General features: G+C 59.0%; 15 protein-coding genes. 6 read left to right on the forward strand and 9 right to left on the reverse strand.

Annotated elements, in window-relative coordinates:
- Positions 1–4: 4 nt before the first annotated feature.
- The 6 genes from QZR14_RS18640 to QZR14_RS18665 all read right to left on the reverse strand — a co-directional run bounded on the left by QZR14_RS18640 (position 5) and on the right by QZR14_RS18665 (position 4,720).
- On the reverse strand, positions 5–631 hold the full coding sequence (locus QZR14_RS18640) for a response regulator transcription factor (RefSeq protein WP_034155223.1): 627 nt from the start codon (positions 629–631) through the stop codon (positions 5–7).
- Positions 632–989: 358 nt separating this feature from the next.
- Complete coding sequence (locus QZR14_RS18645; protein ID WP_250606103.1) at positions 990–2,318, reverse strand: deoxyguanosinetriphosphate triphosphohydrolase; 1,329 nt, start codon at positions 2,316–2,318, stop codon at positions 990–992.
- A 76-nt stretch (positions 2,319–2,394) separates the two neighbouring features.
- Complete coding sequence (locus QZR14_RS18650) at positions 2,395–3,558, reverse strand: EAL domain-containing protein (protein WP_311997360.1); 1,164 nt, start codon at positions 3,556–3,558, stop codon at positions 2,395–2,397.
- A 123-nt stretch (positions 3,559–3,681) separates the two neighbouring features.
- A complete protein-coding gene (locus QZR14_RS18655; protein WP_093435122.1) occupies positions 3,682–4,020 on the reverse strand; it encodes a hypothetical protein in 339 nt (112 codons plus the stop codon).
- On the reverse strand, positions 4,017–4,403 hold the full coding sequence (locus QZR14_RS18660; protein WP_007908652.1) for a phage holin family protein: 387 nt from the start codon (positions 4,401–4,403) through the stop codon (positions 4,017–4,019). The genes QZR14_RS18655 and QZR14_RS18660 overlap by 4 nt, the downstream gene beginning before the upstream one ends.
- 2 nt (positions 4,404–4,405) lie before the next feature.
- Complete coding sequence (locus QZR14_RS18665; RefSeq protein ID WP_038364228.1) at positions 4,406–4,720, reverse strand: DUF883 family protein; 315 nt, start codon at positions 4,718–4,720, stop codon at positions 4,406–4,408.
- Positions 4,721–5,025: 305 nt separating this feature from the next.
- Here QZR14_RS18665 and QZR14_RS18670 point away from each other — a divergent pair, with 305 nt between their 5' ends.
- The gene (locus QZR14_RS18670; protein WP_311997361.1) at positions 5,026–6,234 is read left to right on the forward strand and encodes an ammonium transporter; all 1,209 of its coding nucleotides are present in this window, start codon (positions 5,026–5,028) and stop codon (positions 6,232–6,234) included.
- Here QZR14_RS18670 and QZR14_RS18675 read toward each other — a convergent pair.
- Positions 6,231–7,943 (reverse strand): cation:proton antiporter, encoded by a 1,713-nt coding sequence (locus tag QZR14_RS18675; protein WP_311997362.1) that lies wholly within the window; start codon positions 7,941–7,943, stop codon positions 6,231–6,233. The two genes, QZR14_RS18670 and QZR14_RS18675, sit on opposite strands and share 4 nt — an antisense overlap.
- A 207-nt stretch (positions 7,944–8,150) precedes the next feature.
- Here QZR14_RS18675 and QZR14_RS18680 point away from each other — a divergent pair, with 207 nt between their 5' ends.
- The 3 genes from QZR14_RS18680 (at position 8,151) to QZR14_RS18690 (ending at position 9,778) form a co-directional block, all read left to right on the forward strand.
- Positions 8,151–8,387, forward strand: coding sequence for a glutaredoxin family protein (locus QZR14_RS18680; protein WP_250606107.1), 237 nt, complete (start codon positions 8,151–8,153; stop codon positions 8,385–8,387).
- A 112-nt stretch (positions 8,388–8,499) separates the two neighbouring features.
- Positions 8,500–8,817, forward strand: a complete 318-nt coding sequence (locus tag QZR14_RS18685) for a transcriptional regulator (protein WP_093435111.1) — start codon at positions 8,500–8,502, stop codon at positions 8,815–8,817.
- A 70-nt stretch (positions 8,818–8,887) separates the two neighbouring features.
- A complete protein-coding gene (locus tag QZR14_RS18690; RefSeq protein WP_250606108.1) occupies positions 8,888–9,778 on the forward strand; it encodes a pseudouridine synthase in 891 nt (296 codons plus the stop codon).
- Positions 9,779–9,858: 80 nt separating this feature from the next.
- On the opposite strand, the gene QZR14_RS18695 is transcribed toward QZR14_RS18690, so the two are convergent.
- Together QZR14_RS18695 and mobA are read right to left on the reverse strand one after the other, a co-directional pair.
- Positions 9,859–10,080 carry a YgdI/YgdR family lipoprotein gene (locus tag QZR14_RS18695; RefSeq protein ID WP_007908660.1) on the reverse strand — a complete coding sequence of 74 codons (222 nt, stop codon included), beginning with the start codon at positions 10,078–10,080 and terminating at the stop codon, positions 9,859–9,861.
- A 78-nt stretch (positions 10,081–10,158) separates the two neighbouring features.
- The gene (gene mobA / locus QZR14_RS18700; RefSeq protein WP_311997363.1) at positions 10,159–10,761 is read right to left on the reverse strand and encodes a molybdenum cofactor guanylyltransferase MobA; all 603 of its coding nucleotides are present in this window, start codon (positions 10,759–10,761) and stop codon (positions 10,159–10,161) included.
- Positions 10,762–10,842: 81 nt separating this feature from the next.
- On the opposite strand from mobA, the gene moaB reads away from it, so the two are divergent.
- Both moaB and QZR14_RS18710 read left to right on the forward strand, forming a co-directional pair.
- A complete protein-coding gene (moaB, locus tag QZR14_RS18705; RefSeq protein ID WP_093435105.1) occupies positions 10,843–11,382 on the forward strand; it encodes a molybdenum cofactor biosynthesis protein B in 540 nt (179 codons plus the stop codon).
- Positions 11,366–12,592, forward strand: a complete 1,227-nt coding sequence (locus QZR14_RS18710) for a molybdopterin molybdotransferase MoeA (RefSeq protein WP_311997364.1) — start codon at positions 11,366–11,368, stop codon at positions 12,590–12,592. Before moaB ends, QZR14_RS18710 begins: the two co-directional genes overlap by 17 nt.
- The last annotated feature ends 27 nt before the right edge of the window (positions 12,593–12,619 follow it).

Here is a 12,619-nt window from a genome sequence, read left to right on the forward strand (position 1 = left end):
GCTCTCACACGAGTGCGTTTCGTTTGGCCATCTCGATAAGTTCTACAAGGGACTTGGCTTTGAGTTTTTGCATCAGGCGTTTTTTGTAGGTGCTGACAGTTTTATTGCTGAGAAACATGCCCTTGGCGATTTCCTTGTTAGTGCGCCCTTGGGCAAACAGTTGCAAGACCATCAATTCGCGATCATTAACGGATTTGAACAGTTCCAGCTCGGCAAAACGAACGTCGTCACTACGCACCGGGTTTAATGCCTGGCTGGGGAAATAGTTGTAACCGGACAGTACCGCTTTGATTGCACTGACCAGTTCGCTCAAGTCTTCCTGTTTGCAGACATAACCCGATGCGCCGGATTGCATGCAGCGAATGCCGAAGAGCGTCGGACACTGCGCCGTCAGGATCAGGATCTTCAGCGGCGAACCCATGGCGTTGAAGCGGGCCAGGACTTCCAGGCCGTCGAGCTTGGGGATACTCACATCGAGAATGACCAGGTCAGGCATGCACTCACGCACCATTTGCATGGCATCGACCCCGTTATCGGTTTCACCGACGACCTTGTAACCTTCATGCTCCAGCAACATTCGAACAGCGAGACGGATGACCGGGTGATCGTCGACAATAAAAACGGAGTTCATAATCAAATCCCATGCAAGCACGAATAAAGCGCGCACCTTAGCTCAGTTGAATGAGCACTCGCATGAAGTGACGTGGCTCCAGTCACCTTATCGGATTATTCCTACAATTAATGAGGAAACGGACTACTACCAAACTAGGTTTGACGTAAGGAAGTGCGGGATTCGAGCGGGCTTATAGTTTGCCTTGATTGATTTGCAAGTACTGGCTGTCAATGGCTTTTTATAAATGTTTAAAGTTGCTGACTGCTCAATGGGTAACAATGGCCCTGTCAGTCGTTTATTAACGGCTCGCCGGGCAATTTTGACCGAGGGAATGCAGGCGGGCGACCAACGTCATGACCGCCTGCCTGCGACGGGATCAGTGACTTGAACGGCCGGTCATTTCCAGCGCCATGTCGCTGGCATAGCTGTCGGTCATGCCGGCAATGAAATCGATCATGCGCAAAAACGACGCGTGTAACGAACCTTGAGGATCCGGTGCGTTATTGCCCAGCAGATCGAGAATACGTCGGCTTTTGAACGACGGCGTACGACCGTTGTGCTGTTCCAGTGCTGCACCGCAGAACGAGTTGAGCAGAATCTCAAGCGTCGTATAGGCGCCGATTTCATGCAGGGTTTTGCGTTTGTCCTGAAAGATTTTCTTGCGCGCGATGTCCTTGGCATTCAGCACGCAACGCTTGGCCGGGCCGTGCATATGCTCGACCAGATCGCCGGGCAGTGTGCCGGCAAGCAGTGCGTCCTGTTGCTCGACAAAAGCCCGTGCGGCGGCGTTGGTCAAATGTTCGATGGCCTTGCCGCGCAAAATCGCCAGTTTGCGCCGCCGCGAATCCTGCGGGCCGAGCTGACGATAGGTCTCCGGCAGATCATCGCCGACCAGCCCGAGCAGCAGCGATTCGACTTCGGCGTACTCCAGCAACTCCATTTCGAGGCCGTCTTCGAGATCGATCAGCGCGTAGCAGATGTCGTCAGCCGCCTCCATCAGGTACACCAGCGGGTGACGCGCCCAGCGCTGGTCTTCGATTTGCGGCAGGCCGAGTTTATGGGCGATCTGCTCAAGCAACGGCAGTTCGCTCTGATAGCAACCGAATTTGTGTTTCTTGTAGCCCAGTGAATCTGCGTGGCGTGCGGTCCATGGGTATTTCAGATAGGTGCCAAGGGTCGCGTAGGTCAGCCGTGTGCCGCCATCGAACTGATGGTATTCAAGCTGAGTCAGTACGCGGAAGCCCTGGGCATTGCCTTCGAAGTTGAGGAAGTCCGCGCGTTCGGCTTCGCTCATGCCGTCGAGCCAGCCACGCCCGGCTGCCTGCTGGAACCAGTGGCGAATGGCATCTTCACCGGAATGACCGAATGGCGGATTACCAATGTCGTGGGCCAGACAAGCCGATTGCACCACCATGCCGAGGTCGGCCGGGTCGCACCATTCGGGCAAGGCACTGCGCAGGGTTTCACCGACCCGCATGCCCAACGAGCGGCCGACGCAACTTACCTCCAGCGAATGGGTCAGGCGCGTGTGAATGTGGTCGTTGCTGGTGACCGGGTGCACTTGAGTCTTGCGCCCGAGGCGGCGGAAGGCGCCGGAGAAAATGATGCGGTCGTGGTCTTTGTGGAAAGGGCTGCGGCCAAGTTCTTGCGGGCTGTGCAGCGGCTTGCCGAGGCGTTCGCGGTTGAGCAGGGTGTGCCAATCCAAGGCTGGTTCTCTCCGTCAGGTGACTGGGGGCTTTGGTCCCTAGCTTCCCGGTTCACGCCCGCCCCTGCAAGCGGAACTACAGCCCCGCCGCGTCAATGTCGATCAACAGCAAACGCTCACCGTTGTCGAAAAACTGTCCGGCCGTCAGGCAATACTGATTGCTGGTGGCATCGCGGTAGGTATTGGAGAGCGTTAACCGCCGCTCCTCCCAACCTTCGGAGAGTAAATGATAGAAGTACGGGCGCCACGACCAGTTGTGCCCCAGATAACGGTTGTCGGCGACCCAGCCGTGCTGCCGCCATTCCAGATTGGGCGTCAACTGCGTGCCGTGGCGATCGCATTGGTAAAACCTCAGCAGCCAGGGGAAGGCGTCCAGTTGCGGCAATGCGCTCAACGGTGCGTGTGACTGAGCCCAGGCTTGCAGGATCGACATCAGGTCAGCGAGTTGCTGACGCATCTGCATCAGCCGCCCGCGCTCAGCGAGTTTCTGCCGGACATAGCGCTGGCGCAGTTCGGCGAAGCGTTGCACAAACGCGTCAGTGGGGAAAAATGCCTCCTGTGCCCGCGCGAACAGGAATCCCTGCACATAGCGCGATCCGCATTCCAGGGCGAAATTCAACTGCGCTTCGGTCTCGACGCCTTCGGCAATGATCCAGCAGCCGGTCTTCTCGGCCATCTGCGCGAGGGCCTTGACCACGTCGCTACTCGGCCCACCCAGTGCCGCAGCCTGGAACAGGCGCATATCGAGTTTGAGAATGTCCGGTTGCAGCGCCAGCACTCGGTCCAGCTGCGAGTAGCCGGCGCCAAAGTCGTCGATGGCGATTCTTGCTCCGGCCTCGCGATAGCGCGCGACGACTTCGGCCAGACGTTGACCGTTGCCACCCAGTTCGGTGATCTCGAAGACGATGCGTTGCGGATCGATACCATAGCGCGCCAATTGTTTGAGGCTGGGCAGGGCTTGATCGGCGCGCAGGCGACTGATCCAGCGCGGCGACATGTTCAGGCTGAGAAACCAGTCTGCCGGCGCTTCATGCAGGCGGCTCAGGGCGTTATCGCGGATCTGCCGATCAAGGCGGCGCAGGGCAATGGCGGGTGTGCGCGGGTCGGCGAACAATGGCCCGACCGAGTTCAGTTGACCGTCGGCCTGGCGCATGCGCCCCAGCGCTTCGACGCCGGCAATGCGTCCCGTGGCGGTATCGATGAAAGGCTGAAAGCAGGCGAGCGGTTGCCCGTCGATCACGGGGCCTCCTTAGTGGTTCTTGTTCTGATGAACCCCGCCAACCGGGTAGGCGAGCGGGATTGAACCTCTGGATCAAGAGGTTCATCCCGCCGACAGTGCAAGAATGTAGCCAGATGTATCTATTCAGCGTTTCGCCGAGCTCTGCATCACCAGTTTGATCAGCGGCCCGAGGCTGGTGCCGAGGCGGATCAAGCGGGTCAGACCACCGACGCCGCCGCTTTTCGCGCCTTTGCCGGTGATGAAACCCAATAGCGTCACGGCAGCCACGCCCCACAAAGGCGCGTGTTTGATGCCGAAACCGCCTTGCAGGTTTTGCGACATACCGCGCATGCGCTGCAGAGGCTGCAGCACTTGCCCGGCTTCATGGCGGATTTCCTGGCGATGCATTTCCATGCGCAGACGGATCAACGCCTTGCGCATTTCCCGACGCGAGCTGTTGTGTGGCAGTTCAGGCAGGCTCATGGCAGTAGGCGCTCCCGGTCGTTGGCCAACTCTTCGAGCGTGCCGTGGAAAGGCGATGATTCATCGAAAATCGCCGCCTTGAGGCGCAGCGCACAGAAGATCGACGCCAGGGTATAGAACACGCACAGGCCGATGATCGCAGCGAGGCGATAGGTATCCCAGAACACGATCATCACCAATGTCGATAACCCCACCAGCAGCAACAGGGCAAAGACCAGGGCCAGGCCTGCGAACAGCAACAGACTGACCGTGCGTGATTTCTGCTCCTGCAATTCGATGCCGAACAATTCGACATGGCTGTGCAGCAGACCGAGAACGGCGGCGCCCAGGCGTCGCGTGGAAGAGGCGGTGCCCGCAGTCGGGCCGGATTCACCGATCGACATAATCAGCGCCGGGTAGCCAGCAGGCCGATCAGGAAGCCGACACCGGCAGCAATACCGACGGACTGCCATGGGTTGGCCGACACGTAATCCTCGGTGGCGGTGACTGCCGCCTGACCGCGATCACGCAGGGTTTCTTCGGTCAATTTCAGGGTCTCGCGGGCGCGCAGCAGGCTGTCGTGAATCTGCCCGCGCAGCTCATCGGCCTGATCGCCGGCCAGGGTAGCGGTGTGCTCGAGCAAGCGTTCGGTGTCGGCGACCAAAGTCTGGAAGTCGTTCATCAGGATTTCTTGAGCAGTCTTTGCCTTGATGCTGGCCATGGGTGGATCTCCGTAAGTGACGTCTGAAGCGTTCGAGTATGAGCCTTGCGCGAAGGTTCAGTACAAATGACTGGTACAACTTTTGCTGTGTCGTGGTGCGTTGCCCGGCTGTTGTGCGCTGTTGCCGGGCGTGCGCCTTGAGAAACCTTATCCCAAACAAGCCCGGTTCGTGTCAGGACATCGACCTTGTGCGCCAAAGCAGTTCGCCGGACCTTGGGGTCCGTGACTGCGCGGTCGCAACTTGGTGCATGAAATGTGCGCATGAACCGCTTTGGTGCCTTTTTCGCCTTTAGGTCTGCCTGCTCATGGAAAATCTGCAAAGCGCTGTGGACACCCTGGTTCACAGCTCCAATACCTTGTTCATTCTGATCGGTGCGGTGATGGTGCTGGCGATGCATGCCGGTTTCGCCTTTCTCGAAGTCGGTACTGTTCGCCAGAAAAACCAGGTCAACGCGCTGTCGAAAATTCTCAGTGATTTCGCTGTCTCGACCCTGGCCTATTTCTTTATAGGCTATTGGATCTCCTACGGCGTGACGTTCATGCAGCCGGCGGCGGTGTTGAGTGCCGATCACGGTTATGGACTGGTGAAGTTTTTCTTCCTGCTGACTTTTGCGGCCGCGATCCCGGCGATCATCTCCGGCGGTATTGCCGAGCGCGCGCGTTTCGTACCGCAGTTGTGCGCCACGGCGCTGATCGTCGCGTTCATCTATCCGTTTTTCGAAGGCATGGTCTGGAACGGCAACTACGGTTTGCAAGCGTGGCTGACGGCGCAGTTCGGTGCCGCGTTCCATGACTTTGCCGGTTCCGTGGTGGTGCATGCCATGGGCGGGTGGCTGGCGCTGGCGGCGGTATTGCTGCTGGGGCCGCGTAATGGTCGTTACCGCGAGGGGCGTCTGGTGGCGTTTGCACCGTCGAGCATTCCCTTTCTGGCGTTGGGGTCGTGGATTCTGATTGTCGGCTGGTTCGGCTTCAACGTGATGAGCGCGCAGACGCTGCAAGGCGTCAGCGGTCTGGTGGCGGTCAACTCGTTGATGGCGATGGTCGGCGGCACCATGGCGGCGCTGATTGTCGGGCGCAATGACCCAGGCTTTCTGCACAACGGTCCATTGGCCGGCTTGGTGGCGATCTGTGCCGGGTCGGATCTGATGCATCCGGTCGGCGCGCTGGTGACTGGCGCGATCGCCGGCGCACTGTTTGTCTGGTGCTTCACCGCTGCGCAGGTGAAATGGCGCATCGACGATGTCTTGGGTGTGTGGCCATTGCATGGTTTGTGCGGCGTGTGGGGCGGGATTGCCTGCGGGATTTTCGGCCAGACTGCGCTCGGCGGTATTGGCGGCGTCAGCTTGATCAGCCAGTTGATCGGCACCACGCTGGGTGTTGCCGTGGCGCTGATCGGTGGCTTCGCGGTGTACGGCGTAATCAAGGCGCTGCACGGGCTGCGCCTGAGTCAGGAACAAGAGTATTACGGCGCCGACCTGTCGCTGCACAAGATCGGCGCGGTGAGCCAGGATTAAGTCTCGGCATCGTCGCTACCGGGATAAAAGCCGTGGAGCAGGCGATAGCGGTCGATGCGCACCTGATCGACTTTTTCCTGCACCTTATGCGCCGGCAGACCGAGCATGATCAAGGCGTGAGAGGCGAGCATCAGGCTCGATTCCAATAGCTCCGGCACCACTTCGGTGGCGCCGGCAGCTTTCAGTTCGGCCCATTGGCTGTCGTCGCGGGTGCGTACCAGTATCGGTACGTGGGCGTTGAGCCGACGTGCTTCCTTGAGGATCCGCAGGGCAATGTCACTCTGATCCACGGCCACCACCAGCAATCTGGCGCGCAGCAGGCCAACGGCAGTCAGCAGATCGCCGCGCGACGAGTCGCCGTAGTGCACTTCGCTTTCTCCACTGGCGGCTTCCTGTACCCGCACCGGGTCATTGTCCAGCGCGATAAAAGGCTGCTTGGCGTTGCGCATGAAACGACCGATGGATTGGCCGACGCGGCCGTAGCCGCAAATCACCACGTGCTGATTGAGGTCGGCGTTGAGGGCGCTGATCTCTTCTATCTGCGCCTCCTGATTGGGTTTACGGTGCAGGACTGCCGCGATGCGTGGTGCGCCGCGCAATAGCAGTGGTGTCAGCAGCATCGAGCAGAATGTCGCCGCGAGCAGCAGGTCGCCCAGCGCTTCGGGCATCATGCTGTGTTGCTGCATCTGTGCCATCAAGGCGAAGCAGAACTCGCCGCCCTGGGCCAGCGCCACACCGCTGCGCCATGCCGTTTCGCTGTCACTGCCGCGCCACTTCACCAGCAAGGCCACGACAATGCCCTTGATCACCATCAAGCCGACGGTGAGCCCGAGGATCAGCAGGCTGTGACTGACGAACAGTTGCAGGTCGATGAGCATGCCGATGCTGACGAAAAACACTCCGAGCAGGATGTCGCGGAACGGCCGGATATCCGCCTCGATCTGGTGTCGATAATGGCTTTCGCCGAGCAACATGCCGGCGAGGAACGCACCGAGGGCAGGGGACAGACCCAACAGGTGGGTCAGCCAGGCGGTCAACAGCACAATCACCAGCGCCAGTAGCACAAACAATTCTGCCGAGCGTGATGCGGCCACTTCATGAAACAGCCGCGGCAGCAACCAGCGACTGGCCAGCAGCAGACCGACAAACAGCACCACGGTTTTTGCCAGCGTCAGTGGCAACGCCCAGTACCAGACTTGTTCGCTGCTCCCGGCAAACACCGGCACCAACGTCAGCAGCAATACCGCGATAACGTCCTGAAACAGCAAAACGCCGACAGCATTCTGGCCATGACTGCTGAACACCTCGCCGAGGCTGCCCAACTCTTTGGTCACGATGGCCGTTGATGACAGCGAAAGCCCGGCGCCGAGCAATAGCGCCGGCGTCATCGGCATGCCCAACAGCATCAGCAGCAGACCCAGCAGCGCAGTGCTGATCAGCACCTGCTGGCTGCCGAGGCGGAACACCACTTGGCGCAGGGCGATCATCTTCGACAGGGAGAACTCCAGACCCAGTGAAAACAACAGAAACACCACGCCCAATTCGGCCACATCAGGCAGATGTTGGCTCTCGTTGACCCAGTCGAAGGCACTCGGCCCGACCAGCAATCCCACGCACAGATAACCCAGAACCGGTGGCAATCGCAGGCGACGGAACAGGGCAATCACCACGAGGGACGAGGCGAGGATGATCAACAGATTGGCAAACACTGGACACTCCGAGGTCAGATCAGGCTTTTCAAGCGTAGAGGCAAAAAGACCGGGAGGATCGCGTAATTGGTTTTTGTGCGGACTGATTTGCGTCAGGATTTTGCCTGTGAACCTTTGTTGAGGCGCTGGAGCCTTTGGGCGGCGCTGGCTCGACGGGTTTTCAGGTGCGGCCTAGAATAGGTCCACTCATTTTTTGGTTGATCAATCATGCCTCCTGAATGTCAGTTGTTCGGCACCCTTGGATGCCACTTGTGTGAAGTCGCCGAGGCCGAGCTGATGCCTCTTGTCGAGCATGGTTTGTTGGTCGAACTGGTCGATATTGCTGAGGATGAAGCTTGGTATGCGGCTTACAGCCTGCGAATCCCGGTGTTGCGCCGCATCGACACCGGGGCTGAGCTGGGCTGGCCATTCAGCGCTGATGAAGTCGTCGCGTTTCTGGGTTAATCCGCATTTTCCGGTTTATCCCGCCGGTCGCCGCTGCCATCCATTCCTTGGCATTTTGCGCTTTGTTCGGTTACTGTATGTTCATACAGTAAATGCGTCAGAGGGATGAACCGTGGTCAATGTCGAACAGTTGAAGAACAGCGTGAACCGGATGTCGGTTGACGTGGTGCGCGAGGCGGTTCTCGAATTGCGCCTGGACGGGCTGGTCACGGAAGGCAAGACGCCCTTCAACAAACTGCATTTCAATACCTGCTTTGCCGAAATCGAGGCCTTGTTTCAGCGTGCCGGTTATCACAAGCAACTGGATGTGGTCGGTTATCAGGGGCTGCTCTACGCCTTGTACGATCCGGGCCGCTGGGAGGCAGTCGATGTATTGCGCTGGCTCAAGGAATTCACTGACGCCGCAGCGCTGAAAACAATTCCGGCCTGAACATTCTGCGCTAGGTTGGTTTCCCTCAGTGCTGGATAATGCCTCCCTGCATTGAGGGTCCGATTTTCGTATGTCCACATCTACATTTTCTGCTGCTCAGAATCAGGCGAGCACACTTTATCTGCCGCCCGGTAAATGGCTGACCGTACTCGATTGTCTGTGCGAGCATTTCAGCGCCATTGACCGCGAGCAATGGCTGGACCGCATCGCTCGGGGGCGCGTGCTGGACGGCCATGGCCAGCCGATCCCGGTGGATCTGCCTTACAAGGAAGGTCTGCGGATTCATTATTTTCGCGAAGTGCCGGACGAGAAGCCGATCCCGGTGGTGGAGTCGATTCTGTATGCAGACGAACATCTGGTGGTGGCCGACAAACCGCATTTTCTGCCGGTGACGCCCGCCGGCGAATACGTTGAGCAAACCCTGTTGCGCAGGCTGATTCGTCGCTTGAACAATCCTCACCTGGTGCCGCTGCACCGCATCGACCGGCATACGGCGGGACTGGTCATTTTCTCGGCCAATCCGCAAACCCGATCGGCTTATCAGTCGCTGTTCCCCACGCGGCAGATCGACAAGCGTTATGAGGCCATCGCTCCGGCACTGCCCGATCTGAGTTTCCCCCTGGTGCACAAGAGCCGTCTGGTCGATGGCGAACCGTTTTTCCGCATGCAGGAAGGCGCGGGCGCCAGCAATACCGAAACGGCGGTGGAAGTTCGGGAAAAACATGGCGATCTGTGGCGTTATGGCTTGTTTCCGGTGACCGGCAAGAAACATCAACTGCGCGTCCACATGACTGCGCTGGGGGCGAGCATCTGCAACGATCCGTTTTATCCGGATGTGTTGAAAGACGTCGAGGATGATTACGCCAATCCGCTGAAGCTGCTGGCGCAAGGTCTGCGGTTTATCGACCCGGTGACCGGTGAAGAGCGCGAATTCGAGAGCCGTATCACGCTGCAGTGGTGATACCGACTTCACTTTTCGAGCGCCCATGAAAAAGCCCGCAATCAATGCGGGCTTTTCTGTATCCGGGGTCGATCCAGAGCTTACAGCTCTTTAACGGTACGAACCTGATCCTTGTTGATGCGGGTTTCTTTGCCGTCCAGCTGTTTGAACTCGTAGAAGCCCGAATCGTCATCGTATTTCGGGGTGTCGACGGCCTGGATTTCGCGACCGTCATTCAAGGTGATCACTGTAGGCGACGAGCAACCGGCGAGGGTGGCAAGGCCCAGTGCGAGCATGAAAGTGGCGAGGGTCCGTTGAGTCATGAGTGTGTCTCCGAATGGGAATTCTTTTGGTTACTGAGCTTGAGACGTATACAAGGCGTGAGAGTTCCTTGAGTGGTGTCAGTCTGACACAGTGTTGTGGGAATTTAACAGTTCGGGGGTGTTCAGGTTGGCCAGACGCGGATCGTTGTCCGGGCACGGCAGCGCCGTGGCGCCAAGTTTGCGCATGACCCGGCCGGGACTGCGCTCACCGGCATTCCAGGCATCTTCGAAGGCTGCTAGGAGGGCCACCGGAATCACACACAGCAACGGTTCCCAATGCTCGTCATGGCGCAACATTAAAGGTTTTTCAGGATACTGATTGGCGGTCTTGCGCATGTCGTGCAGCAGCGCTGCATCAATTCGCGGTACGTCGCAGGGTAAAACCAGCAGGTGACTATGGCGTGCAGCTTTCAGACCTGCACGAATACCAGCCAATGGTCCCGGAAAATCGCATTCGTCATCGACCACCAGTTGATCGGCAAACGGCGCGTAGCGCTCGCGATTGCGGTTGCAGGAGATAATCAGGTCGTCAGTCAGCCCACGTACCTTACGCTGCAAATGCGCGATCAACGGCTCGCCCAGCCACTCGACCAGGCCTTTGTCCTGACCGCCCATGCGTTGGCCGCGCCCGCCTGCCAAAAGCAGAATGGAGCAGGGCGGCAATTGCGAATCGTGGGTCATGGCAGCTCTCCAGAGGGGCGGCGAAAAAATGGGGCGCTGTGATATAACACCGGGCTGTTTTTCCTACAACTGGACGAGCCTATGAAAGCCAAGGCTGATGTACCTTTCGTGCCGCTCAATATTGCGGTGCTGACAGTCAGTGACACCCGAACCCTGGAAACCGACACCTCAGGCCAGGTCTTCGTTGACCGCTTGACGGCGGCGGGCCACCGTTTGGCAGAGCGGGTCTTGCTCAAAGATGACCTCTACAAAATTCGCGCGCAAGTCGCCACCTGGATTGCCGACGATGTTGTGCAGGTCGTGCTGATTACCGGCGGTACCGGTTTTACCGGCCGCGACAGCACACCGGAAGCGGTTGCCTGCCTGCTCGACAAACAGGTAGACGGGTTTGGAGAGTTGTTCCGGCAAATCTCGGTGGCCGATATCGGCACCTCGACGGTGCAGTCCCGGGCGCTGGCCGGTCTGGCCAACGGTACGCTGGTGTGCTGCCTGCCGGGTTCGACCAATGCCGTACGCACCGGTTGGGACGGCATTCTGGGCGAGCAGTTGGACGCGCGTCATCGCCCGTGCAACTTCGTCACTCATCTGAAGCAGGCGGCGCCTTGTGAATCCCGTGGGTAAGCCGGGCAAGACCGGCGCGCTGATGCCGGTGGAGCTGGCGCTGGCGCGTCTGCTTGAGTTGGCCGAGGCCTCGCCAATTGTCGAGCATGAATATTTGCCGCTGGCTCAGGTTCAGGGGCGTGTGCTGGGTGAAGACCTGACTTCGACGCTGGATCTACCGCCCTGGCCGAATAGTGCCATGGACGGCTATGCGCTGAATCTCGCCGACTGGACGGGCGAACCGATGCCAGTCAGCCAGAAGGTGTTCGCCGGACAATCCCCGGAACCGCTGAAACCGGGCACCTGTGCACGGATTTTTACCGGGGCGCCGGTGCCTGCTGGCGCGGATTGCGTGGAAATGCAGGAAAATGCTGAGGTTCAAACCGATGAAAGGGTGCGTTTCCTTGAGCCAATGAAGGCCGGGCAGAACATCCGCCCGCAAGGTCAGGAAACCACTGTCGGTGAGCTGATTCTGCCAGCCGGAACCCGATTGGGTCCGATAGAGCAGGGGCTGGCCGCTTCGTTGGGTTGTGCCGGGCTGAAGGTCGTGCGCAAGGTTCGCGTTGCGGTGATTTCCACTGGCGATGAATTGGTCGAACCGGGCCAGCCACTGGGCCCGGGTCAGATATACAACAGCAATCGGGTGTTGCTGTGCAGTTGGCTGCAACGTCTGGGCTGTGAGGTGATCGACGCCGGTATTCTTCCGGACGATCTGGCCACAACCCGTGCGTGTCTGGGTGAGTTGCAGGATGTTGATCTGATTCTTTCCACCGGTGGCGTGTCGGTGGGTGAGGCGGATTTTTTGGGTATCGCGTTGCGTGAAGAAGGCGAGCTTGCCCTTTGGAAACTGGCGATCAAACCTGGAAAGCCGCTGACGTTCGGCCATTTCCGCAACGTGCCGGTGATTGGCTTGCCAGGCAATCCTGCGTCGACCCTGGTGACCTTTGCGCTGCTCACTCGGCCCTATCTGTTACGTCGTCAGGGCGTTCGGGACGTCGAGCCGTTGAAGTTCACCGTGCCAGCAGGTTTCAACTGGCCGGTGGCCGGCAATCGGCGTGAATACCTGCGTGGCCGCCTCGAGCAAGGACGGGCAACTGTCTACCGCAACCAGAGCTCAGGCGTACTGCGTAGCGCCGCGTGGGCAGACGGATTGGTGGAAGTGCTGGAAGGTCGCACGCTGAGCGAAGGAGACTCAGTGGTCTTTATTCCGCTGAGTGACCTGCTGGACTGATTGCGGCCCCGCAAATGCAGGCGTCGT

It is taken from the genome of Pseudomonas sp. rhizo66, assembly GCF_031931925.1.
Lineage (GTDB): Bacteria > Pseudomonadota > Gammaproteobacteria > Pseudomonadales > Pseudomonadaceae > Aquipseudomonas.